This window comes from Bittarella massiliensis (ex Durand et al. 2017), assembly GCF_001486165.1.
Taxonomy (GTDB): domain Bacteria; phylum Bacillota; class Clostridia; order Oscillospirales; family Ruminococcaceae; genus Bittarella; species Bittarella massiliensis.
The window spans coordinates 149182-172761 of the sequence record NZ_LN908977.1 but is presented as its reverse complement, the minus strand read 5'-3'; the positions used below and the strand labels follow the sequence as shown (position 1 = coordinate 172761).

Genomic DNA, 23580 nt, shown 5'->3' with positions numbered 1-23580 from the left:
GCCGAGACGGCGGCATGGGCCAGTCTATGCGCCAAAAGGGTAGGCTGTTCCCCCGCAAAAATTTTCTCTTTTCCCCCCTGCAGTCGATTGCACTGGCGGGTTTTTCCATGTAAAATAGCAGTGTTCCGCCCATTTTCGACCGGCGTTGCGGGGGTGCGGCAGAGGGGTTTCGCCCCTCTTCCCCGGCGGCCGGGCGGGCGGCGATCTGCATGTGAGGAGGAGTCCCCTTTGCCAAACACCTTGAAAGGAATTGTCTACACCATCGCCTCGGCCGTCATCTTCGGCATCACCCCCGTTCTCAGCAAACTCACCTACTCCATGGGCAGCAACGCCTCGATGGCGGCCTGCTTTCGCGGGCTGCTCTCCCTGCCGGTGCTGCTGTGCATCCTGCTGGCCCTGCGCATCCCCCTCAAGATCACCCGCCACCAGTTGGTCTCGGTGATCGTCTGTGGGCTGGTGGGCTCCACCGCCACCGCCATCACCCTCGGCATCTCCTACAACTACATCCCCGTGGGGATGGCCACCACCCTCCACTTCATCTATCCGGTGCTCACCACCGCCGCCTCGGTCGTCTTTTTAAAGGAAAAACTCTACCGCTACAAGGTGGTGGCCCTGGTGCTGGCCACCGCCGGCATCGCCACCTTTATGGAGCCGGGCGGCAGCCTCATCGGCATTCTGCTGGCCCTCTCCTCCGGGGCCTTCTACACCTTCTACATCATCTGGATGGACAAGAGCGGCCTCAAAAACCTAAACTCCTTCCTCCTGACCTTCTACCTCTCCCTGGTCATCAGCCCGGCCTCTGCCCTCTACGGCGCCCTCACCGGGCAGTTCACCCTCTCCCTCACCGCCACCGGCTGGGCGCTGACGGCGGCCTCCTCCCTCTTGGCGGCCGTGGGGGCCATGACCCTCTTTCAATTGGGGCTGCGCCATGCCGGCCCCTCCCTGGCCTCCATCCTCAGCATGTTCGAGCCCATTACCAGCGTGCTGATGGGGCTGTTCTTCCTGGGGGAAGGCATCTCCCCCCTCAAGCTGGGCGGCTGCGCCCTCATCCTCTGTTCCGTCGCCCTCATCGCCCTGCACCAGCGGGGAGAGGTGCGCCGCCCCGAACCGGACGCCCCCGCTTTACAGGAGGAGGACGAACTGCCCTCCATCCGCTGATTTCTCCCCTGCCCGTCACCCACCACAAACGGCGTCTGCCCGCGTGCCATCCCCGCGCGGCAAACGCCGTTTCTTTGATTGGAAGCGCCCCTTTCCCCAAGAGTGCGGCAAGGACAGAACAAGATCCGCCGCCGCGTTGTAAAACCCCGGCGCAGCGGCAGGGGAGCGGGGCAATGGCCCCCCTCTCCTTTGACCGTGTCGCTGCCCTTCCCTTTGACAGCAGGGAACCGTATCGGCCAAGCGGCACCGGAAACACCAACCCGTCACCCCTGTGGCCTGCGGCGGATAGCTCCCTTTCGTCCCCTCCCTTCCCGACGACGCCCCTCCCTGGCCGCAGCTTTCCGGAAGGGCCCTCTGTATGGGGAGAACAGCTGACTTCGTCCCTTTCCAGCGGCCATCCTCTGCGGTAGACTCTCCTCTCCGCCCGCGCACAGAAAAACAGATGGAAGTGATAAAAAAGCGGCATTCGCAGACATCGGGCAGGGCCCTCTCACGCAGAAAAAGCGGTCTGCCATGCTCTACACCTGTACGGTCCTCCGTTTTCCCCCCTCTCTCAAAGAGAGCGACGGACAGGGAAGATCGCCGCATCCCGTCGATTTTGCGGAATGGTCGGCGCTGTGGCGACGCGCCGGTCCAATCTCCCCCCTTCGGCTGCACTGTGGCAACCTTCCGCCGGAAAAAAACGCCTTTCCCCTCTGCTCCCCTAAGGCCGTTGAAATCCACCCCAACCCCTTCCCGTCGGTCTCCCCGCCAAATCATGCCGATTCTCACACAGCTCTTTTCCCAGTGGCCCGCAAAGGGGTCCTTTCAAGACGGCGACCAATCGGCTGTTTCAAACGCCCCAAAGGGCTCTGCGCAAATGGGGGATCTCCCTTCCCCGCCCCAGTGCACACCGCTTTTTTGTGGGGAGGGCAGCGCCCTTCCCCGCAGCACAGACCCGCTATTTTGAGAAGGGAGGCCGCTTTCAAGCATGTCCTCCTCTATTTTCTTCAATTTTCTCCCGATTGCGCCCTCTTTTTGGCAATTTGTTTGCAGTTTTTCGATAAAATTGCTATGATATGGGTATCTGAACACATCGACAGATCGGAGGAGAAATCGCTGTGAAAAAAGAGACCTTTTCCCTGGAGTCTTACGGCCTGCCCACCCAGCTGGCCTGCTACCTCTACCTGCCCGACGAGGGGGCGCCCAAGGCGGTGGTGCAGCTCTCCCACGGCATGTGCGAGTACATCGAGCGCTACGAGCCCCTCTGTCGCTTTCTCACCGACCGGGGCTACGCCGTCGGCGGGGCCGACCACCTGGGCCACGGCAAGACCGCCGGCGGGGAGGAGGCGCTGGGCTACTTTGCCGAGAAAAACGGCCACCTCTACCTGACGGAAAATTTGAACGTGGTCTGCGAACAGCTGCGGGCCCGCTTCCCCAGTCTGCCCTACTTTCTGGTGGGCCACAGCATGGGCTCCTTCATCGCCCGGGACTTTTTGGCCAAATACGGCGCCAAACTCACCGCCGCCGTCATCAGCGGCACCAGCGGCGGCAACCCTGCGGCCAGGTGGGGGATGCGGCTGGCCAAGCTGCAGATCGCCCTGGGCCAGGGGCAGAAGCCCGGGCGGCTGCTCAACAAGCTGGCCTTTGCCGGCTACAACAAGCGCTTTGCCGGGCGCACCCCCTACGACTGGCTCTCCCGGGACGAGGCGGTGGTGGACGCCTATGCCGCCGACCCCTACTGCACCTTTCTCTTCACCTCCAGCGCCTTTCTGGACCTCTTCAAGATCCTCTCCCGGGTCTCGGTGCCCGAGTGGGCCGAGTCGGTTCCCAAAGACCTGCCCATCCTTCTCCTCTCGGGGGAGGAGGACCCGGTGGGCGACTACGGCGAGGGCCCGAAGGCCGTGGCCCAACGGCTCAAGGACGCCGGCGTGAAAAAGGTGACCTGCAAGCTCTACCCCGGCGGCCGCCATGAGATGTTCAACGAGACAAACCGGCAGGAGGTCTACGAGGACCTGCTGGCCTTTTTAGAGGGGCACCTGCCGCCAACCGACAAGGGAGGAGAGAGACTGTGAACACCGTGACCCTGGGCCGCACCGGCCTCACCGTCAACAAAAACGGCTTTGGCGCCCTGCCCATCCAGCGCATCCCCAAGGAGGAGGCGGTGGCCATCGTCCGCCGCGCCCTGGACGGGGGCATCACCTTCTTCGACACCGCCCGCCTCTACAGTGACAGCGAGGAAAAGCTGGGGGCCGCCCTCGCCGGCCGGCGGGGGGAGGTCGTCCTCGCCACCAAGACCCCCGCCACCGACGCCGCCGGCTTCTGGCGGGACTTGGATGCCTCGCTGGCCGCCCTGCAGACCGACTACATCGACCTCTTTCAGTTTCACAACCCCGCCTTCTGTCCCAAGCCGGGGGACGGCAGCGGCCTTTACGAGGCCATGCTGGAGGCCCGCGAACAGGGCAAGATCCGCTTCATCGGCCTGACCAACCACCGGCTTCACGTGGCCCGAGAGGCGGTGGAATCCGGCCTCTACGACACCCTGCAGTTCCCCTTCTGCTACCTGGCCTCCCCCGACGACCTGGCCCTGGTGGAGAGCTGCCGCCAACACGGCGTGGGCTTTATCGCCATGAAGGCCCTCTCGGGCGGACTCATCCAAAACAGCGCCGCCGCCTACGCCTTTTTGGCCCAATTTGAAGGGGTCCTCCCCATCTGGGGGGTGCAGCGGATGGCCGAACTGGAAGAGTTCCTCGCCTACGGCGAAAACCCGCCCGCCCTCACCGAGGAGTTGCAGGCCCTCATCGAGCGGGACAAGCTGCAACTGGCAGGGGATTTCTGCCGCGGCTGCGGCTACTGCCTGCCCTGCCCGGCGGGGATCGAGATCCCCAACGCCGCCCGGATGTCTCTGATGCTCCGCCGCTCTCCCCCGGCCCCCTGGCTGGGCGAGGAATGGCAGGCGAAGATGGCCAAAATCGACGACTGCATCCACTGCAATCACTGCGTCAACCACTGCCCCTACGGGCTGGACACCCCCAAACTGCTGCGCCAAAACTACGAGGACTACAAGACCTTTCTCAAATAAAAGCCTTTAAACAGAGGGGGAGGGGAAGCCATCTGGCTTCCCCTCCCCCTCTGTTTGTCCATCACTGTGAGACGGTCAACTCGCCCTCTCCCCGGTTTCCCAACAGGTCCTGGGCAACCAGGGTGTAGTGGCCGCTGGGCAGATCGAATCGGGCGCGCTCCCCCTCGGCCTCCAGAGGGCGATAGAGGGCGCCGTCCGCCCCCAGCAGGAAGCTGCGCGCCCAGTCCACCCCGGCGGGGTCTGTCAGCCGTACCGTCACCAGCCCCGCCTGGCTGTACGCCTCTGCCAAGGCGGGGGGCTCTTCATCGGCCCCGGCCACCGACACGGCCGTTTGGACGCGCCTTCCGTTGCCCCCCTCGGCCTGCAGGGTGTAGCTGCCGTTTTTCACCGGCAGCAGGGAAAAACCGTCCTCCCCTCGCTCCAGAGCGTAGCAGTTGCCGTCGCTGTCCTCCAGCCAGACCGTTTCCGCCCCCGCCACCCGGGCGGTGAGACCGGCCCGGCCCTCTGCTTGCCAGACGGCTGCCTCCAAAATTTTGGGGGCCGGCAGCAGGGTCAACCCCGCCGTCACCGCGAGGACAAGGCCGGCCGCCCCACCCGCCGCAGGGAGGGGGATCTCTCCCAACTGCCAGAGAGAGGGCTGCTCCCCGGCCCGCCGCAGGGCAATGCCCAGGGGCAAAGCGGCGGGCAGCCAGCCGGACAGACTTCCCCGCAGGGCCTTCTGGGCGCGGTCCAACTCCCGCTTCACCGTCATCTCCGAACAGTCCAGGACGGCGGCGATCTGGGGCAGGGTTTGGCGCTGAAAGTAGCGCAGCACCACCGCTTGGCGCTGCCGCTGGGGCAGCTTGTCCAGCGCCGACAAAAGGGCAGCCGTCCGCCCCCTTCGGTCGGCCGCCGCCTCGGGCAAGGTGTGGGGGTCCCGGTCGGGAAGGGAATCCAACAGCTCCTCCCCCGAGGCGGCCCGCCACGCCTCCACCCGGCGCAGGTTTTGACTGGCAAAATAGGTGCTGCGGTTGAGGTAGGCCACCAGCGCCCGGGGGTTGCCCAGCTCCCCCATGTGGCGAAAGAGGGAGAGATAGCTCTCCTGCACCGCCTCCTCCGCCAGGGCGTCGCTCCCCAACAGGGCCCTGGCCTGCACCCACTGCGCCCGGCAGGTGGCGCGGTAGAGCTGGGCAAAGGCCTGTTCGTCCCCCTCCCTCGCCCGCAAGAGAAGCTGTTCCAACTGCCGGTGTCCCATCCGCTTTTCTTCCAACCTTTTCCACCCCTCTTCCCTTGCAGCTCTTTAAAGGGTAGTTTACTATAAAAAGCGCACCTTCTGCAAGGGAAAAAAGCACGCGAAGCCTCACTTGGGAAAATGTGCGAAAAATGTCAATTCGCTGTTCTGTTTTCGACCTTGCCGTACTCATATAAAAGATAGGACAACTCTGCCCCTCTGTATCGGGCGCAATTTTGCCAGAGGAACACCTCCACCCTCCCTTTTCAATAACCACATCTGGCGTCAAATCAGTTTTCATTATAAACAATAGGAGTGAATGGTCATGCGTTATCAAAAAAAGGGGCCAAAGCGACTCACCGCTCTCCTGCTGGCAGGGGTGCTGACCCTCGGGCTCGTCCCGCTGCCCACAAGCGCCGCCGGGGACGACAGCTTTGTCTCCTCCAACAACCTCAACGACATCTTCGAGTGGAACGACCCCAGTGGATTTGGCGCAGGCATAGGCATCAGCGGCAACAGCATCCACTTCTGCAACACCTCCGCCTCCGTTTTGAAAGATGGGTATCGCACCGGTTCTGCCGGCGCGCGCAGCAAGCGCTGGGTGTCCCTGGAGGCCGACTGGGAAGTCGGAGGGACCTTTGACGTCACCATTGATACGAATACCCCCCACGTCTATACTCGGGGCTTTGTCGTAATAAAGGCCCGTGACACCAAGCAGATCCTCTTTTCTGCCGGCAAGTTGGACACTAGGATTGGTCTGCAACTTATGACCGGCACCGCAGCTGCGCCCAACACTGTAACTGTCGCAGAGAAAAAACTGGATCTCTCCTACTTTAAAGGTTCCAAGAATTTTCGCATCACTTATACAGCCGCCACCGACATCCTCTCCTGCACCTATGGGGACTATACCCTTACATATAAAATGTCCGACTTCTTTGGCTCTGCCAAAGAAGTCACTGTGACCCTCGCCGGCACCATCTGCTGGCAGGACGGAAAAACCGCCCCCGCTTCCGACGTCCAAGGCACCTTCAGCACAGCCGCCTACACCAAGTACTACCCCCAATTTGTCAAGACCGAGGTACTGCAAACCAATGGCACCCCCTTCCCGACAAACAGCCCGCCGGTCAACAGCCAAATCGTCATGGTCAAATCCACAGTCAAAAATGCCAACGCCGGTGCTGGTGGGCAAGCCGTCCCCTGCACCCTCAAGCTGCTGCAGGGCGATTCCACCTACCCCACTGCCGGGATCGTCCCCCTCACCGCCGCCGAGGGGCAGCAGATCGTCGCCAACGGAGCAGCCGTCCCCGCAAATACCGACATTATAAACAGCGGTATCCCCTTCAAGATGACCGGCGCGGGAGACAACACCATTACCTATCTGGCCAGGATCGCCAATCCCTCCGGGGCGGCAGTCACCGTGGGCCAGACCATTGCCGACGACTTCTTCCAATCTCACCGCTACTCCAAAGCCGAGCTGATTCCCGCCATCCCCCTGGTGGCCGGCGACCCGGACCCCGAACCTGACCCCGACCAACCACAGCCCGTCCCCGGCACCGACTACCACTACACCCGCACCCCGGCCAACCAAAACGGCTGGAATACCGGCGCAGTCGAAATTGCCTTCAGCCCCGGCACCTTCAACCAATTCAACATCCGCGATGGGGTCGGGAACTTGGTTGTCGGCCTCCACTCCGGCAACCCCCAGCAGCACTATGACGGCGAGACCGGGGGCATTCCTCTTTCCTACCAGGCCGTCAACACCGCAAACGGCAAGCTCTCCTCCACCGTCAGCGACACGGTGAAAATCGATGGTACCCCGCCCACCCTGACGGCCTCCGGCACCGCCCTCACCGCGGCAGACAGCCTCTCGGGCGTCTGGAAGTTGGAGCGGCAGAACCCGGTCACAGGGACCTGGTCGGCGGCCAAGACCTTTTCCCTCAGCTCCTCCGGCAACGGCTCTGCCTCCCAGACCTTTACCCCCACCCAAAACGGGATCTACCGGGCGGTGGACGCGGCGGGCAACCCCTCCGCCGCCACCCTCCCCGTCACCGTCAACGACCCGCCTGAAATCGCGGTCAAAGACGAGCCGAACCACCACAGCCCCCAGGCCCCCACCGTTTCCACCGACGAAGCGGGCCTCACCCACGCCGTCTACACCGACTCCATCGAGGAGATCATCACCGATCCCCCCGCCTACGGCGGCGCCCTCACCGGCAGCGACCTGAAATCCATCATCGAGGGCCGCTACCAGTTCACCTCCCACTCGGGGACCCTCTCCGGGCAGTTGGTGTCCATGACCCAAAATGGGGCGGACATCTCGGCCACCGGCCTCGACTCCTCCGTCCCCGGCTCCTGCCAGGCTGTCTACCGCATCACCGACCAGGACGGCAACACCGCCACCCTCAACCTCACCTACTCCTTCATCGACAAGCCCCTCCCCCCCGCCGTCGAGCCCGCCGCGCCCGACGACCCCCTCACGGGGCCGGAGGAGGCCGTCGGTCCCCAGGAGAACACGGTGCACCACCGCTACACCGCCCAGGTGGTGGAGCTCATCTCCGACCCGCCGGCCTACGGCGGCTCCTTTTCCCAGGCAGACGCCCTGGCCTACATCAAGGGCCACTACGCCTTCGCCGCCCAGACGGGCAGCACCCTGAGTGCGTCCTCCACCATGACCCAAAACGGGGTGGACATCTCCGCCACCGGCCTTGACTCTTCCACCCCCGGCTCCTGTCTCATCACCTACACAGTGGCAGATGGGGACGGCAACACCGCCACCCTGGAGCTGACCTACACCTTTAAGGAGCGGGTGGAGCCCCCCGCCATCGACCCGGCGGATCCGGACACCCCTATGCCGGAGCCCGAGGAAGAGGTGGACAAGAGCGGCCTGGTCCACCAGACCTACCGGGACCAGATCGTCCAGATCATCACCGACCCGCCCGCCTTCGGCGGCACCCTCACGGCGGACGACCTGAAGGCCGTCATCGAGGGGCGCTACTCCTTCGGCGCGGGCACAGTCACCTACGCCATGACCCAAAACGGGGCCGACATCTCCGCCGCCGGGCTGCCCAGTACCGTCCCCGGCTCCTGCCTGGGGCGCTACACCGTCACCGATGGGGACGGCAATTCCACCACCCTGGAGCTGACCTACACCTTTATCGAGAAGCCGGTGCCCCCGGCCATCCTCCCCGATGACCCCGAACACCCGCCCCAGGGGCCGGAGGAGACCATCGACCCCGACAACACCGTCCACCGACGCTACACCGACGCGGTCGTCGAGCTCATCTCCGACCCGCCCGCCTATGGCGGCTCCTTCACCCTCGGCGACGCCCTGGGCTACATCCGCGACCACTACGACTTTGCCGCCGGCAGCGCCAGCCTGGTGGGACACTCCCTGACAATGGAACAGGGCGGCCGCCCGCTGGTGGAGATCTCCTCCGCCGCGCCGGGCTCCTGCCTCATCACCTACACGGTCACCGACCGGGACGGCAACTCCACCACCCTGGAACTGACCTACACCTTCAAAGAGCGGGTGGAGCCCCCCGCCGTCCTCCCCATCGACCCGGAGCGGCCACCCCAGGGCCCGGAGCAGCCGCCCCAGGGCCCGGAGGAAGAGGTGGACAGGGACGGCCTCATCCACCACATCTATCGGGACAAGATCGTCGTCTCCATCACCGACCCGCCCCAGTTCGGCGGCCTTCTCACCGCCGATGAACTGCGGGAAACCATCGAGGGCCGATACCACTTCGGCGCGGGCAGCGTCACCTTTGCCATGAGGCAAAACGGGGCGGACATCTCGGCTGCCGGCCTGCCCTCCACCGCCCCCGGCTCCTGCCTGGGGGTCTACACCGTGACAGACGGCCAGGGGAACTCCACTACCTTGGAGCTGACCTACGAGTATGTGGAGCGGTACGACCCGCCGGTCATCGAGCCGGCCGACCCGGAGCGCCCCCTGCCCGAGCCGGAGGAGACGGTGGACCCCGACGCCACCGTCCACCGCAGCTATCGGGACGGCATCACCGAACTAGTGACCTATCCCCCCGCCTTTGGCGGGACCCTCTCCGCCCAGGAGGCGCTGGACTGGATGCAGGGGCAGTACCAGATCGCCCCGGGCACCGGAGCACACCTGAAGGAGAGTGTCGCCCTCTACCAAAGCGGGCGGGACATCACCGACCAGGGCTTTGCCACCGACCGGCCCGGCTCCTGCCTCATCCTCTACCGGGTCGTCGACGAGTACGGCAATTCCGCCTCTCTTGCCTTTACCTACGCCCTCACCGAGCGGCAGGTGGAGGGAGGCGACATCGTCTCCGACGGCACTGACAGCGGGCAGAACTCTGCCGGCAGCGGGCCCTATACCGGCGAACTGAGCGGTCACGCTCACCGGCAGCCGGCGGATTGTTGGGTGCACTGGCTTGCGCTGGTGCTGACGGCAATCGCCCTGGCCTATCTCCTGGCGCGCAAGCGCCAACTGGACAGAGAGGAGGAAAAAGCCCGTGAAAACCTGTGATTTTGTCGTCCTCACCGCCCTGGCGGCTGCGGCCATTTTCTGCGCCGTCCACGCCGCCTGTTCCTGGGATTTGGCGGCGCTCCTCCTTCTGGGGGTTAGCCTGCTGCTGTCCGCTGTCTATCTCATCCACCGCACCCGAAACCAGAACGGCGGCGAGGGATAATCACCTTTTGATGCCATAGCGTAAAAAGAGAGCCTCCGGGAATACCCGGGGGCTCTCTTTGTTGGGGGACAAAAGGGAAGGGCAGTTGCATAGGGGCGGTTTGCTATGGTCGCACACTGCACCCGCGTGGGGTGCGATATGATAACATAATCATAGCTCTGTTTTATTTCTTATTTCAATCCACGCACCCGCGTGGGGTGCGACAAAAAGTACCTGGTGCTGCAGGAGGGGGCCGGTACGATTTCAATCCACGCACCCGCGTGGGGTGCGACGAATGCCCATGATTTGGACGATTTTCCGCTCTTCAATTTCAATCCACGCACCCGCGTGGGGTGCGACCACACGCTCCCGATCAGCGCCGCCTTCCCTGCAGATTTCAATCCACGCACCCGCGTGGGGTGCGACATCAGAACGGGACCCGGACCTCTTCATGATTTCAATTTCAATCCACGCACCCGCGTGGGGTGCGACGCCTTGCAAGGCCGTCCCGAACTTGCGGCGCTTATGATTTCAATCCACGCACCCGCGTGGGGTGCGACCCTGGGCAGCCACGGTCTTGTGCTGGATCATCTGCGATTTCAATCCACGCACCCGCGTGGGGTGCGACGCGCTCCAAGGTATTCTGGCCCATGGTACAGAGTGATTTCAATCCACGCACCCGCGTGGGGTGCGACAGCAAATTGGCACAAAAATCAACGCCAATTTACACTTCTACTATACCCCTTTTCACAAAACCCTGTCAAATCAATCTCCTCTATCCGCCGCCTTTCCCTTTTCCCCGGCAATACGCGGACATTTTTTGGTGCGAACCTCCCGGCAAATCCCTGTGCGCTTGGGGTTCGCACCAAAGTCTCTATTCCTCCCGGCTCATCACCCAGACGCAAAAGAGCGGCCCTGCCGACATCTCTTCGGCAAGCCGCTCTTCTCTCAACTGTGCTTATTGGGGGTGGGGGTAAAAGTGGGCACGATTTTTTGCAGCTCGGCAATCACCTTGTCCGGCTGGTTGCTGTACGCCAGGGGGCGCATCTCGTCGAGGGAGCGCCAGAGATCGTCGGGACAGATATCAATCGGCCGGCCGATGAAGATTTTTTCGTAGGGGGTCTCTTTCATCCCTTCCTCATCCATCAGCAGTTCCTCATAGAGCTTCTCGCCCGGCCGCAAGCCGGTATACTCGATTTTGATGTCCTCATTCGGGCGGAAGCCGGAGAGGCGGATGAGGTTCTCCGCCAGGTCGCGGATGTGCACCGGCTGGCCCATATCGAGAACAAAGATCTCGCCGCCCTTGGCCAGCGAACCGGCCGTCAGCACCAGGCTCACCGCCTCGGGGATGGTCATGAAGTAGCGGATGATATCGGGGTGGGTCACCGTCACCGGCCCGCCCTTGCGGATCTGCTCTTTAAAGAGGGGGATGACCGAACCGTTGGAGCCCAGCACATTGCCGAAACGCACCGCCACAAACTCGGTCTCGCTGATTTGATCCATCGACTGCATGATCATCTCGCAGATGCGCTTGGTAGTGCCCATCACGCTGGTGGGGTTCACCGCCTTGTCGGTGGAAATCTGCACAAACCGCTTGACGCCGTACTTGTCCGCCAACTGGGCCAGGTTCAGGGTGCCAAAGACGTTGTTCTTCACCGCCTCTTCGGGCACCGGCTCCATCAGCGGCACGTGCTTGTGTGCCGCCGCGTGGAAGATGATTTCCGGCCGGTAGCGGGAGAAGAGGACGTCCATCTTGTCCCGGTCGCGGATGGAGGCGATCTCCACCGAGAGGTTGAGGGCCTTGCCGTAGCTGCGCAGCAGCTCCTGCTGGATCTCGTAGGCGTTGTTTTCGTAGATGTCCACGATCACCAGCTGCTGGGGGGCAAATTTGGCCACCTGGCGACAGAGTTCGGAGCCGATGGTCCCCCCGCCCCCAGTCACCATCACCCGGCGTCCAGCGACATACTTGGCCACCGGCTTCATATCCAGCACGATGGGCTCGCGGCCCAGCAGGTCCTCTACCTCCACCTGGCGGATGGTGCCCACCGGCACCTCCTGTCCGGTCATCACCTTGTAGAGGTCGGGGATGATGTTGACCTCCTTCTTGGTGGCGGCGCAGAGGTTGATGATGCGGTTTTTCTCCTTCAGCGAGATGTTGGCGATGGCAAAGAGGATGGCGTCCACACTGTACTGGTCGCACAGCCGTACCACGTCGTCGGTGGTGCCCATGATGGGGACGCCCTGGATGGTGCGCTTGAACTTGGTGGTGTCGTCGTCTACGATGCAGACCGGTTCAAAGCTGTTTTGGGGGTTGCGCTTGAGCTCGCTGAGGATCATGGCGCAGGCCTCGCCGCCGCCGACAATGAGCAGCCGCTTCTTCTTGCGGGAGGTGGGGAAATTGTACTTGGCGTCAATGACCTTGTTCATCTTGTAGACAAAGCGGAAGAGGAAGATGAAAAAGGTGCTGAGGATGGTGGCCAGCACACAGGCCCGGATCCCCACCGGCAGGTCCAAGAGAAGGGAGGAGATGACAAAGGCGGCGTTCCCCACCACGCAGGCCGTGCCGATGTAGAGATACTCGACAATGTCGGCGTACTGCCACATCTTGTTGTAGATGCGAAAGAGCAAAAACACCGCAGTGCCGCAGATGAGGTAGAGAAAGAAGGTGGCCAAAAACTCCTCTTCATAGCCTTTGAGGGAGAAGGAGCTGTGGAGAATGGCGTAGGCAAAGTAGTAGGCCGACCCCCAGAGAACCAGGTCAAAGGGGAGGAGCACATACCGCTTGGCCTTGAGCAGGGCGTTGTATAGACTGTTCATAGCGAATCCATCCTTTTTTGCAGCGGATCACAACCGGGCCCCAACAGGCGAATGGGCGAGGAGAGGCCGCCAGGGGCCTTCGCCCGCCCAATTGAGAAGCCGCATCACCGCCCCTCTTTTGGGGAGATCGTGCAGCCGCGTTCCGGTTTTGACAACCTTGTCGATTGCTTATCTATTATACACCAAGCGGGGTCCCCCTGCAAGTTGGGAAGTCCGCCCTCCCGCCCCAACCCAAAAGAGGCATCCTTCGGCGACCGCCCCTCCCCCGGAGGCACAGACGCAGAGCGGCCCGCCCCAAATAGGGCGGGCCGCTCTCCCACCGGTTTTCACCGGCGGACAAATGTACCTATTTGCCGTAGCACTTCACCAGCACCTTGCGGGGCCGAGGGCCGTCAAACTCGTAGAAATAGACGGCCTGGTCGTCGCCCAGGACCAGTTTCCCGTCACAGATGGGCGGGGTGATGTCCACCCCGACGATGCTGGACTTGATGTGTCCCGCCGCGTCAAAGGGGGTCTCCACGTGGATGGTGTTGGCCCGCAGGGGGATCACCCGGTCCAGTTCCCCCTGAAAGTCCTCCCCCACCTTGCCCTCGGCGTCCTTTTTGCCAAGGGAGATGGCGGCGGTGGTGTGGGGGACAAAGAGGACGCAGATGCCGTTTTGCACCCCGCTCTCCCGCACGCAGGCGCGCACCTTTTCGGTGATGTCCAGCGCCTGCATGGGGCCGGTGGTCAGTTGTATGGTCTGGTACATGGCTCTGTCCTCCCTATTCCATCACGTTGACGCAGACCCGCCGACAGCGGCTGGGCCCGTCGAATTCGGCCAGCAAAATGCCCTGGGAGGAGCCAAAGGCCAGCGCCCCGTCCCGGACGATCAGGCTCTGCACCCCGCCCATCAAGCTGGCCTTGGTGGAAGCGGCGGCAGTGTAGGCGGAGGGGGTGCGCTGCCGGTAGTCCACCGTGGCGGGGAAGGCCCGCTGGATGTCGTCCATCATGTCGTCCCACCCCAGGGGGTCCCAGAAGGAGTGGATGCAGATGCCCGCCGTGGTCTCGGGGCAGAAGATAGTGCAGATGCCGTCTTTGACCCCGCTTCTCTCGACGATCCCCTTCACCTGCGCGGTGATGTCATAGGCCTTATGGTGCTGGGTCTGCAGCTCGATGGTCTCAACCACGGCGTTCATCCCCCTTCTCTTTAAAGTAGTCGAGGATCCCGCTCTGGTCGGCGTAGATGGCGTTCTTGCCACCCCACACGCCCTCGAGTCCCCGCAGGGGCTTTTCGCCCAGCAGTTCCTGCATGAAGCCAAAGAGCATGGTCATGGGCATGAACTGCATCAGCGGCGTCAGCCAGAGGCGGGGCGCCTTGGGGAGGGTGATGACCTTAGCCGAGGGGGGGAACTCCCCCGCATCCAGGTCGGTGACCACCACGTAGGGCCGGCCGATGAAGTCCATCGCCCAGGCGGCCTCCAGGTAGCGGCTCTTGGCCGGGCTGTCGCCGGCGGCGAAGAGGAGGGTGCCGATCTCCTCGGGCTTTCTGGCGTAGTAGTTGACGTGGAGCCAGTCCTCGGTATTCTCCACCGCGGTGACCTTGCCCACCGCCTCGTAGATCTTCTCCCGCACAAAGGCGGCGGTGGCGTAGTCCGTCCCCGAACCCACCGTCTCAAAGTGGCGGCAGTCCTTGAGCATCTCCGCCAGGGCCATGCACTGCTCGGTCAGGGTGGGGATGACCGGGCGAAACGCCTCGGTGTACCCCTCGATGTCGGCGCGCACGGCGGCCGCCTCGTCGGCGGTGATGTGCCCCCTGGCCACTCCGAAGTGGACGGCCAGCAGGAGCAGGGAGAGGAGGCTGGTGAAATAGGTCTTGGTGCCGGGGGCCAGCTCCGCCTCCATCGAGTCGTGTTTCAAGATGCGGTCGGCTGTCTGGGCCAGGGCGGTGGTGCGGCTCTCGGTGACCCCCAGGGTCCAGCCGCCGGCATTTTTCACCGCCTGCATGGCGGCGGCGGTGTCGGCGGCCTTGCCGGAGATGCTCACCCCCACCGCCAGGGCGGGGCCGTAGTCGCCGCTGGGCAGCGGATAGTGAAAGCAGAGCTCGGTGGTGGAGAGGGCCTTGACCCGCATCCCGCTCAAGGCCTCAAAGGCCGGCTGTACCGCCAGCCCGGCCACATAGGAGTCGCCGCAGCCGGTGAGGAGCACCTCGCAGAAGTTGCGGATCTCCTCGTCGGTGTAGAGGGTCTCGATCTTTTTTTGCAGGTCGTCGCAGAGGGGCTTTGTGCAGTCGACCAGTCCCAGCGATTGCCGGACGGCCGGATTTTCCATTGCGCTGTTCATCCAATCATTCCTCCTTGCAAAAAGACGAGTCGCTGTACACGGCCAGCTGGCACCGCTGGGTGCGGGGGCCGTCGAACTCGAAGAAAAACACACCCTGGGAGCTGCCCAGCACCAGTTCGCCCCCCTCGACGATGAAGGTGGTGTTGGTGCCCATGAGGGCGGACTTGTTGTGCCCCGCCGCGTCGGCCGGGTTGTCGAACTGGTGGGCGTAGTCGATGCGCATGGGGATGAGCCTGTCCAGGGCCTGCTGAATGTCCTGGTGGTCCTCGGGCTTCAACATGTAGGGGTTAAAGGAGATGCCCGAGGTGGTGTGGGGGGCCGAGAGGACGGCGATGCCCGACTGCACCCCGCTCTCCCGCACGCACCGGCGCAGCCACTCGGTCAGCTGCACCACCCCGTCCTTGGGGCACTCGATCTTGGTCTCGTAAAAATGCACGGTGGTTCCTCCCCTCTCCTATACAATCTCGATTTGGCTGGTTTTCAAAAAGTGTGTGGGCTGGCTCTGGAAGGCCGGCTCTCCGCCTCGGAAGAGGGAGACCCCCTTCAGCCGGGCCAGGTACCCCGAGAGAAGGGCCACCGGCACGTAGTCCATCAGCGGGGCCAGGAAGCCGTAGCGGGGGCTGGGCAGCTGGCAGACCGTCGCCTCTTCGGGGAAGAGGGCGGCGTCGGCATCGGTGACGATGAGGGTGGGCCGCAGCCGGGCCAGCACCTCCGCCACCTCCAGGGCGCGGACCATGGCTGGGGAGTCCTTGGAGATGCTCAGCACCGTCCCCACCCGGCGGTGATCGCGGGCAAAGTAGTTGACATGGCACCAGTTCTCCATGTCCTCGTAGGTGGCCACATCTCCGGTCGCCTCGTAGATCTTGGCCGCGTCAAACCAGGCGGTCGCCATCTGGGCGCCACTGCCCAAAAATTCAAAGCTGTCAAACTCCTGCCACTGCTGGGCCAGCGCAAACATGGCGTCGTCGATTTGCTCCATCACCTCGCCGCCGAAGGACTCGGCGTACTCCACCATGGCGCGTCGGTAGTCGTCGGCCTGGCTCATGGGATAGCGCATCTTCACCTCGCCCATACGGATGGCCGAGGAGCAGAGGGCGTAGAGGGAGGCATAGTAGCTGCGCAGCCCGGGGGAGTGCTCGTCAAAGCCGCTGTCAAAGGGGGTGGGGGAGATGGGGAGCACCGCCTGGCTGGCCTTGGCCATGGGGGAGTCCGGGTGGGCGGTGACCGCCACCGTCAGGGCCCCCACCCCACAGGCGGCCGCCCGCTGGCAGACCTCGATATTGCGGGAGACATTGCCCGAGGCGGAGATGACATAGAGCAGGGGGTTGCAGGGCTCGTTCCCGATCCTCTCCTTCGGCCAGTGACGGGACGCCTCCATGGCCGAAAGGGCCTCGGTGCGGATGCCGCCTAGCTGCTCGAACAGCGGTTTGGCCGCCACCCCGGCGCAGTAGGAGTCTCCACAGCCCACCAGCAGGCAGCTGCGGGGCGAGAAGAGCTGGGGGGTGGTGAGGGCCATTCGCAAGGGCTTGTCGTTTGCCTCGGCGAAGGGGCGGGCCATGACCGGCAGGTCAAAGGTCTCCATTCGCAGGGCGTTGTTGCAGTCCAGTTTTTTCATGGTTTTACCTCCCGACAAAAATAGGACATGTTTTTTGGGCAATTTGTATATTCTCAAAATTGCTTTCCATAAAATATTGTATAGGGCGTCCAGGTCAAAGTCAATTGTTCCCAAACAAAATCTGTATTTTCTCCGCTTTTCTCCCACCCGGCCAAAATCCGCAGGGGCTCAAAAGGGCAAAGCCGTATAAACTGTACGCTTGCTCCACCAAAAGGGGGCCACCAGGCAAAGGCGACCACAGATATTTGATATGCAGGGCCTCTGGGAAGGCCGCGCCGCTCCCCTTTCCCTAGGTCTGAAAGGAGCCTATCTCCGGCAGCTGTCTCTACCCATTGCGAGGACGTCTGACGCCATCCCCTCGGCGCTTCTCTGCACCTAACACACAACTTTACAGGAACAACATCGCCCAGCCGGGACGACCAAGCCCTCCCTCTTTATCCTCACCACCTTCTTTGTCGAAAAAGTGCGTCTGCAAAGGCAACTCCGTTCAGGGAGTGTCCCCTCGTCATTGCCCATCCGCACCCAAAATGTCCTCTCACAGGAGCGGCAACATCCAGTCGAGTTAGCGAGGAGGCCTCTCTGCTTCTACCGCTCTCTTTGTCGGGAAAGCACGCCTGAAAAACATCTCCCTTTTTTCTCCACCGCTGTTCTTTTGCGCCCAAAACGCAATTGCGAAGGGAACAGCACATCCGTTTCAACTAAGAACAGCAGAGAACGCTCGTCGCTCCCGTCGCCCTCCTCTTCGACAAAGCACACCTGAAAATACACTTCCTATTAGGTGGCATTTTCTTACTGCACTACCGCGCCTAAAATGTAATCCTGCGGGGATAACAGCATCCAGCTAGGAATGGCAAAAGAGCTTTTCTCCACTCCTTCCGCCCTCCTCTCCTGGAAAGCACATCAGAAAATACACTCTCTGTTTGGAAAACGTTCCCCCACCGCCCTCTGCACTCAAAATGAAGGCTTGCGAGAGAAATCGCGCTCCATCCAAGGGCGGCAAGTGGTTTTCCTCTCCACTCCCGTCTCCCACCTTTTCCCTTCGCCCCAAACTGCAAAATGCGCTGAAACCCCTTCACCCCCCTCCCAAAAAGGACCTCCCCCTCGGCTTCTCTGCCGAAGGGAAGGTCCTTTTTTACCGTCAAGGAAAAGAGTCAACGCCTCTGCCTGCTGCGCCTTGTCAAAGGCAAAACAAGAGCTGCCGCTAGAAGGAGGACCAGGGGCAGAGCGGGACTCCCCTCCTCTCCCGTGTGGGCGCTGTCGCCCGAAGAACCGCCGGAGGAGGGCGTCCCCCCTCCTTCAGGGGTGGAGGGGGCCGATGGCTCTCCTGCCCCTATCTCAGGCTCCTCCTCTTTCCCCCGCTCGCCCACCAGGGCGTAACTGCCGGGGACGGGGGCGACAAAGGTGCCCCACTCCCCCTCCATTTGCAGCGGACACTGGGAAAGGGAGCCATCTTCCGCCACCAAAAAGACCGCGGCGGTGGTGGGGTCTGCCAGGTCGTCCAGGCTGATGCGCACCTCCAGCGGGGCGTCAAAACCGCCGGAAGAGCGGGCGGCGCTCTCCACCTCCAACTGGTAGTAGCGCCAGACCTTGGCCCTTTCTCCCCGCAGGCGCTGTACCGCCTGGGTGAGGGCCTCGGAAATCACCTTTTCCCGCACCGACAGGTCACACAGCCAGGAGAGGGCCCCCTGCGGGGCGCGGACGGTGAGGCGGTTTTGGTCAAAGTGCTCCACCCGCTCGGGGGAAGCAAGGGCGGCGGCCCGGTCGATGGCCTGCTTGAGCCGGGTCAGCCCTGAATCGGAGAGCCCCTCTCTTTCCAGCGGGGGCAGTGCCTCCACCTGGTCCAAGAGCGCCTGCAGCACCCCTTCCTCCTCAGGCAGAACATCTTCCAACGAGATCCCCTCCAGCTGGGCGTTGAGGGCGTCCACCCGCGCCCGGGAGAGAACGGTGACCGGCCAATCGAGCCGCCCGTCCTCACAGGCGATGCTCACCATCTGCACCCCTAACAACTGGGGCCGGTAGCGGGAACACATCTCGGCCGAGAGGGGGACACGGCGCTGTTCCTCCCCACGCGAAAGGAGGAGAACGCCCCCAGAGGGGTCCAAGGGCTGGCCCTGCAGGTAGCTGGACTTGGCGGGGAGAACGGCAAAGGAAAGGCTCCACGGCTGCTCTTCGGGGAGAACCTGCACCGAAAAGGTGGTTGTCTGCCCCTCGACAGATACCGTCAGCACCGGTTCCCCCGGGGCAGTGCTGTCAAAGCCGCTGACCATTTCGGCAGTGAGGGGGCGCACCTCTTTGCCGCCGTCACTATAGGTGAGGGCGACGCTGCCCCCGGTGGGATCAAAGGGCTCCCCCACCCGGTAGATGGTCTTGGCCGGCAGGGCGGCAAGGGCGATGCCCGTCAACTGCCGTGGCTCTACCTGGACGGTGAAGACAGCGCTCTGCCCCAGGTAGGTAACGGTGACCGTCTGACTGCCCGGCTGAGTAAAGCGGGTGGGGCTGCAGAGGGCGAGAGTCAGTTCCAGCTCACTGCTGTCACCGTTTTGGTAGCAGACCTGTAACCGCCCGCCTGCCACCACCAGCTCCTCTCCAAGCTGGTATGTAAGGCGCTGCGGCAGCGAGAGGAGGACCAGTCCGGTGACCGGGTTGTCCGCCACCGCCACTGCAAAGGAGGTGGTCTTTCCCTCGAGGGTGACCAGAACACTTTTTTCTCCGGGGCTGTCGAAGGCGGCTGCCTGGCAGAGCTCCACCGACAAAGGCCGCTCCGCCCAACCGCCGCCGGCATACTCCAGCCGCAAGACGCCGCCGGCAGGGTCGAATGTCTCTCCTACCTGGTAGACTGTTTTGTCGGGCAGGGTAGCAAGGGCGATGGACTGAAGGTCGCCCCCGTCCACCGTTACAGAAAAGGAGACAGCAAACCCCTTCCACCGAAGGGTCACCAGCTGCTCCCCCACCCGGGTGCTGTCATAGCCGCTGGAGGTGGCCTCCGCCATCTGAACCGGGAGGGACAGCCCGTCGCCGTAGTCGGCTGAAAGCAGGCCGCCGGTGAGGTCCACCCCCTCCCCTACCGCATAGCGGGTCTTGTCGGGCAGCATCTGCACCGTCAGGCCCTGGGGTTGGCGCACCCCGACGGAGAGGGAAACCGACTGCCCCTGGTAGGTGAGGGCGATCTGCTGCTGCGGACCCTCCCCCACCGCGCCGATGTCGCAGTCAGCCTCGGCCATCGGCAACTGGGCGCTGGTGCCGTCCCCGTAGTCCACCCGCAGAAGGCCGCCTGTCAGGTCCGGTTCTTCCCCCGGCAGATAAAGGGTTTTGTCGGGCAGTTTTTCCACCGCAAGGCCGGTGACTGCTGGGGGCGCAGGGGCGAAAACGGAGACATCGGGCAGGACGAGGGAGCGTTCCTCCTCCCCCAAGGGGGCAAAGTTTTCATCCAAAAGGGTATAGCGCAGGTCGGCTGCAAGGGGAGCGCCCGCCGGCGCACTCTCCCCCGCCAACGCCTCTAAGGCGCCCAGCTCGACTGTCTGCCCAAAATAGGCCGACCCGTCCGCCGGGGTGATAAAACACTCATGGCTTCCGACATTTGACTGCTCGTCAACGGTGGCGTTGGGGGAGGGGGAAATCCACCTGTCCGACCCGTCGGCCGCCCAGGACCAACCCGTCTGAGGGGTGTTTAACACCAGTTGGACGATCGCCACCTGACTCCCCTCGGTCGAGAGGGAGAGTTGGACGGAAACGCCCTCCCCCGGGGAGACCTCGCTTTTGTCGGCCGTGGCCAACAGAGAGGGCGCGGGCCCGGCCAGCGCTGTGGCTGTGGGCAGAAAGACCCCGCCCACCAGCAGGGCGGCAAGCAGGGCCGCCACCCCTCTTTTCCCGCAGATACGCATCTTTTTGTGTCCCCTTTCCCATTTGCAATTTGTCGAAAAAACAATAAATTTGTCGAAACTGTTAGGAAAATTATACCAATATCTGCAAAGGGGAACCAGTGACATTTCAGCCAAAGAAAAAAGGGCTCTTTTGGCATTCCAGATAGGGAAACAAAAAAAGCCGCCTTTTGAGGCGGCTAAAAAGCGGAAAAGGGAGGGGAAAGGGAAGAAAACCATTTCAGCCAATTCGCTGCATAACAGGTGGAAGAGGGATACACAAGAGCCCTCTTTCCCTTTCTGGTTTTCTTTTATTTTGTCGGCGAAACCGGTACAGCGGACCACACCGAGTCCTCTACTGCCCCCTCTCCCCTTTTTTGCTGCGGCTGGGGAGCAGGCACTTGACGGTCTGAAAGAGACCCACTGCTATCATCATCAGCGGAATCAAGATCCAGAGGCCGAACGACTTGAAGCAGGCAGGCCACGAGCCGGTCTCCCCCCTTCGCAAGAGGATGGGACCGACCCCTACAAAGGTGAACACGACCCCAATATAAACCCCCCATACACTGACTTTGAACCTGTCGAAACACCCCTTCACGGTGAACCAAGCCAGGATGAACACAGTGGAACCGAGAACAAAGAAAAGGCCCATAAAAATCATCCAATTTGCACTGTTGCTCCCCGCCAGAACCGATTTTTGGGGGTTGGCAGGGTCATATTTCACCGTTCTGGTGCTATTTCGCGCGGGGATCGCGTTGGTCCCGTAGTCTGTGGAGACGCGGTACGGGGCGCCGTTTACCTCGTACTCATAAATCAGGCGGTAGGTCGTGCCCTCCCTGTCGCTCCGGTAGACCTCATAGTCGACAAAATGCCCCTCGGTGGCGGTGTAACCCCCTGCTCTCTGGCTTAATTGGATGGTGTCCTTCACCCCCAGAAACAGGATAAAAATGCCGGACAGCAGGCACGCCCCCACCAAAAAGCAGGTCACGACCACCTTGAAATTGACATTCAGATGGAAAGACCGCTTCTTGGGGTCGGCCTTGACCGGTTGATCCTTTTTTCTGAAAAACACCCTGTATACCAGATAGCCGCCAACGAGCCAAAACGGCAGTGAGAACAGCAGCGACAGATACGCTTGATTGGTGAAGTTCACATAGCACCAAACGCCCAAGAAACCAAACACGTAGAGCAAAAAGCTGGCGGCGTACACCTTGTAGAGCAGCTTTGCCGCCTTCTCCCAGCCCACTGCCAAAAATATCGTTCGCAAAAGCTCTGTGAGGCCGCAGATCAAAAAGGGGAGGATCGCAATCCTGCTCGAAAAATTCTGTGCTTTGAGCATTGTCCTCGCCAAAAACAGAACGATAAATGAAATAGGGATGGCCCTCACCAGCAAGAAGCCTCTATTCTTCACACCTCTGCCTCCTTTTTCTCATCGGCTCATTTGCCTGCCAATGGATTTCTCTGATGGTGACTATAGGCCACCGGCACACCTGTAAGGGAAAATCTTTTATAAATACGCGATTTACATCTGCCGCGCCGTTTCTCCCCGCACGGCATACAGCTACCATGTAAGCACAACTTCTAACTCCGTGGGAAAAACCAGAGAAGTAGCAATATGTACATCTGCACGGGATGTGACCAGTGAGGTCATTTTGGGTTTGAGCACTGATAAAATTTCAAGTTCACACACCTGCGCGGGGCGCGACGCCCTCGACGTGACCGAGGACGCCATCATCTCCGGATTTCAATCCACGCACCCGCGTGGGGTGCGACGTCATAGGCCCGACCATACTTCTTCTTATAGCGATTTCAATCCACGCACCCGCGTGGGGTGCGACTCTGGTCTACCCGCTTCTCCAGTTTTCGATAGCGGATTTCAATCCACGCACCCGCGTGGGGTGCGACCACAGCCGAGCGAATTAAAACCCCGTCCTCACGAGATTTCAATCCACGCACCCGCGTGGGGTGCGACCGACGGGTCGGCCACCGCTCCCCGGTCTGCGTGAATTTCAATCCACGCACCCGCGTGGGGTGCGACCGGGCTGCTTGATCGGCTGGCGGCCGGTCAATGAGATTTCAATCCACGCACCCGCGTGGGGTGCGACGTCGCAATACCACTGCACCATCCCGGGCCAGTCATTTCAATCCACGCACCCGCGTGGGGTGCGACCTCGGTACTCTGGAAGGATGGCTTCAAGTTGCTGATTTCAATCCACGCACCCGCGTGGGGTGCGACGGAATAATCGGAATCTTAAATGGAGCCATCGGCGATTTCAATCCACGCACCCGCGTGGGGTGCGACATGGAGCGGAAGTACATGGTGGTTGCTTATGGCATTTCAATCCACGCACCCGCGTGGGGTGCGACAGAAACACTGCCGCAGGACTTCCGACCGGATTCAATTTCAATCCACGCACCCGCGTGGGGTGCGACCCAGGGCCCCAGCTTATACCGGGCCTTCATTACATTTCAATCCACGCACCCGCGTGGGGTGCGACCCGGCTATGGCAGTGTGTGTGTCGATGGCGTGTGGATTTCAATCCACGCACCCGCGTGGGGTGCGACGGAGGAAAAATATGTCTAATCCTGTCATTTACAATTTCAATCCACGCACCCGCGTGGGGTGCGACGGTCGTCAGTCACCTCCGGCTGCCCCGCCTCATTATTTCAATCCACGCACCCGCGTGGGGTGCGACCCAGTCATCTTCTGTATTCCAGTCGTACATGGGATTTCAATCCACGCACCCGCGTGGGGTGCGACAGCAAACATACACAAAAGCACACTGTTGTTTGTGCTTTCAATATACCTTCTCCACAAACACTTGTCAATTTTTTGGCGTCTATCTTCTCTTCTTTTTCACTCTGCCTGTCCATCTTACAATTTTTCGGTGCGA

At 62.1% G+C, this 23580-nt stretch carries 14 protein-coding genes and 2 CRISPR repeat arrays; of the genes, 5 read left to right on the top strand and 9 right to left on the bottom strand.

Going from position 1 to position 23580, the window contains the following annotated elements; translation table 11 throughout:
- Nucleotides 1–228: 228 nt before the first annotated feature.
- The 3 genes from BN3266_RS07760 (at nt 229) to BN3266_RS07750 (ending at nt 4219) form a co-directional block, all read left to right on the top strand.
- Complete coding sequence (locus BN3266_RS07760) at nt 229–1158, top strand: DMT family transporter (protein WP_059004707.1); 930 nt, start codon at nt 229–231, stop codon at nt 1156–1158.
- Nucleotides 1159–2258: 1100 nt separating this feature from the next.
- Nucleotides 2259–3212 (top strand): alpha/beta hydrolase, encoded by a 954-nt coding sequence (locus BN3266_RS07755; RefSeq protein WP_059004706.1) that lies wholly within the window; start codon nt 2259–2261, stop codon nt 3210–3212.
- Nucleotides 3209–4219 carry an aldo/keto reductase gene (locus tag BN3266_RS07750; protein WP_059004705.1) on the top strand — a complete coding sequence of 337 codons (1011 nt, stop codon included), beginning with the start codon at nt 3209–3211 and terminating at the stop codon, nt 4217–4219. The genes BN3266_RS07755 and BN3266_RS07750 overlap by 4 nt, the downstream gene beginning before the upstream one ends.
- Before the next feature lie 61 nt (nt 4220–4280).
- On the opposite strand, the gene BN3266_RS07745 is transcribed toward BN3266_RS07750, so the two are convergent.
- Nucleotides 4281–5468: an RNA polymerase sigma factor gene (locus tag BN3266_RS07745; protein WP_059004704.1), complete on the bottom strand. Its 1188-nt coding sequence runs from the start codon at nt 5466–5468 to the stop codon at nt 4281–4283.
- 286 nt (nt 5469–5754) lie between these two features.
- Here BN3266_RS07745 and BN3266_RS07740 point away from each other — a divergent pair, with 286 nt between their 5' ends.
- Both BN3266_RS07740 and BN3266_RS13850 read left to right on the top strand, forming a co-directional pair.
- Complete coding sequence (locus BN3266_RS07740) at nt 5755–9933, top strand: hypothetical protein (RefSeq protein WP_154669021.1); 4179 nt, start codon at nt 5755–5757, stop codon at nt 9931–9933.
- A complete protein-coding gene (locus BN3266_RS13850; RefSeq protein ID WP_154669020.1) occupies nt 9920–10096 on the top strand; it encodes a hypothetical protein in 177 nt (58 codons plus the stop codon). The genes BN3266_RS07740 and BN3266_RS13850 overlap by 14 nt, the downstream gene beginning before the upstream one ends.
- Before the next feature lie 172 nt (nt 10097–10268).
- A CRISPR array of direct repeats spans nt 10269–10770; the repeat unit is 32 nt; unit sequence ATTTCAATCCACGCACCCGCGTGGGGTGCGAC.
- Between the two features lie 253 nt (nt 10771–11023).
- On the opposite strand, the gene BN3266_RS07735 is transcribed toward BN3266_RS13850, so the two are convergent.
- From BN3266_RS07735 to BN3266_RS07695, 8 genes are all read right to left on the bottom strand, one after another.
- Entirely contained in the window at nt 11024–12892 is a 1869-nt protein-coding gene (locus BN3266_RS07735) for a polysaccharide biosynthesis protein (protein WP_059004702.1), read from the bottom strand.
- A 346-nt stretch (nt 12893–13238) separates the two neighbouring features.
- Entirely contained in the window at nt 13239–13643 is a 405-nt protein-coding gene (locus BN3266_RS07730; protein ID WP_059004701.1) for a secondary thiamine-phosphate synthase enzyme YjbQ, read from the bottom strand.
- Between the two features lie 13 nt (nt 13644–13656).
- Nucleotides 13657–14070: a secondary thiamine-phosphate synthase enzyme YjbQ gene (locus tag BN3266_RS07725; protein ID WP_059004700.1), complete on the bottom strand. Its 414-nt coding sequence runs from the start codon at nt 14068–14070 to the stop codon at nt 13657–13659.
- Nucleotides 14054–15214, bottom strand: coding sequence for an SIS domain-containing protein (locus tag BN3266_RS07720; protein WP_059004699.1), 1161 nt, complete (start codon nt 15212–15214; stop codon nt 14054–14056). Before BN3266_RS07720 ends, BN3266_RS07725 begins: the two co-directional genes overlap by 17 nt.
- 4 nt (nt 15215–15218) lie before the next feature.
- On the bottom strand, nt 15219–15650 hold the full coding sequence (locus BN3266_RS07715; protein ID WP_075109709.1) for a secondary thiamine-phosphate synthase enzyme YjbQ: 432 nt from the start codon (nt 15648–15650) through the stop codon (nt 15219–15221).
- Nucleotides 15651–15668: 18 nt separating this feature from the next.
- The gene (locus BN3266_RS07710) at nt 15669–16829 is read right to left on the bottom strand and encodes an SIS domain-containing protein (protein ID WP_059004698.1); all 1161 of its coding nucleotides are present in this window, start codon (nt 16827–16829) and stop codon (nt 15669–15671) included.
- 1151 nt (nt 16830–17980) lie between these two features.
- Nucleotides 17981–20710 carry a bacterial Ig-like domain-containing protein gene (locus BN3266_RS07700; RefSeq protein WP_195891611.1) on the bottom strand — a complete coding sequence of 910 codons (2730 nt, stop codon included), beginning with the start codon at nt 20708–20710 and terminating at the stop codon, nt 17981–17983.
- A 331-nt stretch (nt 20711–21041) separates the two neighbouring features.
- Nucleotides 21042–22097 (bottom strand): DUF3592 domain-containing protein, encoded by a 1056-nt coding sequence (locus tag BN3266_RS07695; protein WP_059004695.1) that lies wholly within the window; start codon nt 22095–22097, stop codon nt 21042–21044.
- Nucleotides 22098–22427: 330 nt separating this feature from the next.
- Nucleotides 22428–23447: a CRISPR direct-repeat array (repeat unit 32 nt; unit sequence ATTTCAATCCACGCACCCGCGTGGGGTGCGAC).
- Nucleotides 23448–23580: the final 133 nt, after the last annotated feature.